Source organism: Aquitalea sp. S1-19, from assembly GCF_024343515.1.
On record NZ_RJTZ01000217.1, the window covers coordinates 1 to 2,655 of the forward strand.

Genomic DNA, 2,655 nt, shown 5'->3' on the forward strand with positions numbered 1-2,655 from the left:
GTAGCGGCAAGCTGCTTTCCACCACGGCCGCCACCTGAGAGATGTGCACATGGCACTCGCCATAGGCAAAGGGAACATTCGGGTTGACTTCCAGCACGATGGCGCGGGCGCGCTCGACAGCGGCCATCGCATAATCCGCCCCCAGGCTCAGGGAGAAATAGCCATGCTCGTCCATCGGTGACGCGAGCGCGAACAGCACATCGGCCGGCAATTCGCCGCGCTTGATCATGCGTGGAATTTCGGAAAAATGGTTGGGCACCAGGTCCGCCCACCCTTCCTGGCAAGGCTTGCGGGTCGTTCCACTCAGAAAGTAGGCCACATGGCGCACATGGTCGGTGGTTTCCGGGTCGTAGTAGCCGTAATTGCCCAGTCCCAGCAACTGGTAAACCTTCACATCCCTGAATTTACGCCTCGCCTCGCCAAGCGCAGTCAATAGCTCGGGCGGTTCACTTGCCGCCGTCGGCACGATAATACTGTCGCCATCCTTCACCCAGCCCAGCGCATCCGCTGCACCAAGCTGCTTTTGCCGATAAAGATCCAATATGTTTTGCATTATTTTTCTCCCTTGCAGAGCTGATGGGCACCAAAAAACCCTGACGCAAATAATGCCATAAGAATTGTTTTTCAGCCTGTAAAATAGAAATAGCCTACGAATTGCCGGCGACAGGCTATCGGCCAGCGCCCGCAACAAGAACCGGGGCAGATATTGTTCAGCACCACTTTCCCCGCGCTGCCGCTGGCGCTACCATGGCGGCCTTTTGCAGGAGAGCGGCAGATGAAGCGCCAGCAGTGGGACGTGTTCTGCAATGTGATCGACAACTACGGCGATATCGGCATCGCCTGGCGTCTGGCGCACCAGATTGCGCATGAGTATGGCCAGGCGGTCAGGCTATGGGTCGACGACATGCAAAGCTTCGCCCGTATCGAGCCCATGCTGGACGCCGCCCAAGCGCAGCAGATGCTGGAAGGCGTAGAAATCCGCCACTGGCCGCGCGCCCCTTCCTGTGGCACATCTACCCGCAGGACGAAGACGCCCATATCGTCAAGCTCGATGCCTTTTTGCAACGCTACAGCCAGAGCCTGTCCACGCCGGCACGACAGGCACTGACAAACTGCGCCCATGGCTGGAACCGCGGCACAGGCATGGCAGACGCGTGGATAGCTTTGCAGGAATATCTGCCTGAACTGGCGGGGCATGCCCGCATCTGGCCGCAACAGGCACTGGGGCGCAGCGCACTTGCCGCGAGGCTGGTGCAAATGATTGAAAAACAGCTACAATAGCGCCCTCTTGGGGAAAGCATTCCCCGAAATCAATTCAAGCTTTGGGAATGTTTAGTCATGAAAACCGCACAGGAACTCCGCGCAGGTAACGTCTTTATGGTCGGCAGCGAGCCGATGGTTGTGCAAAAGGCCGAATACACCAAGTCGGGCCGTAACGCCTCCGTCGTCAAGATGAAGATGAAGAACCTGCTGACCGGCGCAGGCAGCGAAACCGTTTACCGCGCTGACGACAAGTTCGACGTCGTGGTTCTGGACCGCAAGGACTGCACCTACACCTACTTCGCTGACCCGATGTATGTGTTCATGGACACAGAATTCAACCAGTACGAAGTCGAAGCCGACAACCTGGGCGACACCCTGAACTACATCGTTGACGGCATGGAAGACGTTTGCCAGGTGACCTTCTACGACGGCAAGGCCATCTCGGTTGAACTGCCGACGACGGTTGTGCGCGAAGTTGAATACACCGAGCCTGCCGTACGTGGCGATACCTCGGGTAAAGTGCTGAAGCCGGCCCGTCTGGCAGGCACCACCTTCGAAATCCCGGTTCCGGCTTTCGTCAACACCGGCGACAAGATCGAAATCGACACGCGCACCAACGAATTCAAGAAGCGCGCCTGATTTAACGCTGCACCAAGCAGCGCTTGACCAGGAAAAGCCAGCCGGATGAACGGCTGGCTTTTTTACGTCTGCGGCTACCCAAATCTGCCTTACAAGGCCAGCGTCCCCTGCGACACCATGTACAGCGCAGCGATGGCCAAGGCCAGCACCAGCAAGCCCAGCGCGGCTTCCAGCGGATGGGAGAAGAACTTCTCGCCCCGCTCGTGCTTGGCCTTCAGATAAAATGGCAGGCCCAGCGCATACAGGATCATCGACAGCAGCAAAAAGCTCAGGCCGCCGGCGTAGATCAGCCAGATGCCGTATACCGTGCCCAGCGCGGTCAGAGCGACCAGCGTCACCGACTTGACCTTTGCCTTGAGCGCCAGACGCAGACCAAAGCCGGCGCATAGCAGGTAAGGGATCAGCGCCATCGACGAAGCCAGCTGGATCAGGATGTTGTAACCGGCATCGTTCAGATGGTTGATCACCAGCACCAGCGAGATCAGGCTATTGGTCAGCCATAGCGCATTGGCCGGCGTGCCGTTCTTGTTGAGCTTGCCGAATGCCTTGGGCGCGGTATTGTTGTCGCCGCGCGCAGCCAGATACAGCATCTCGCTGGAGATCATGGTCCAGGCAAGCAGTGCGCCGCCAACCGACAGCACCAGACCGATATTGATCAGCATCCCGCCCCACGGGCCAACCACATGCGAGAGCACCGCCGCCATCGACGGGTTCTTCATCTGCGCCAGCTCCGGTTGCGACACCACGCCCAGC

Annotated in this window: 4 protein-coding genes and 1 pseudogene; 3 read left to right on the plus strand and 2 right to left on the minus strand. The window is 58.6% G+C overall.

The features are described 5' to 3' along the window. Nucleotides 1-553, minus strand: a pseudogene (locus tag EGI20_RS17380) (hypothetical protein); the annotation flags it as partial. Between the two features lie 222 nt (nt 554-775). On the opposite strand from EGI20_RS17380, the gene earP (EGI20_RS17385) reads away from it, so the two are divergent. From earP (EGI20_RS17385) to efp, 3 genes are read left to right on the plus strand one after another with little or no spacing between them, the layout of a single operon-like run. Further along, nucleotides 776-1,108 (plus strand): elongation factor P maturation arginine rhamnosyltransferase EarP, encoded by a 333-nt coding sequence (gene earP / locus EGI20_RS17385; protein ID WP_498629173.1) that lies wholly within the window; start codon nt 776-778, stop codon nt 1,106-1,108. Next, nucleotides 1,039-1,281 (plus strand): elongation factor P maturation arginine rhamnosyltransferase EarP, encoded by a 243-nt coding sequence (gene earP, locus EGI20_RS17390; protein ID WP_498629177.1) that lies wholly within the window; start codon nt 1,039-1,041, stop codon nt 1,279-1,281. Before earP (EGI20_RS17385) ends, earP (EGI20_RS17390) begins: the two co-directional genes overlap by 70 nt. A 57-nt stretch (nt 1,282-1,338) precedes the next feature. After that, nucleotides 1,339-1,902: an elongation factor P gene (gene efp / locus EGI20_RS17395; protein WP_124734448.1), complete on the plus strand. Its 564-nt coding sequence runs from the start codon at nt 1,339-1,341 to the stop codon at nt 1,900-1,902. 89 nt (nt 1,903-1,991) lie between these two features. On the opposite strand, the gene EGI20_RS17400 is transcribed toward efp, so the two are convergent. Continuing rightward, nucleotides 1,992-2,655: amino acid permease (locus EGI20_RS17400; protein ID WP_498632972.1), on the minus strand; the 664-nt coding region annotated here is incomplete at its 5' end.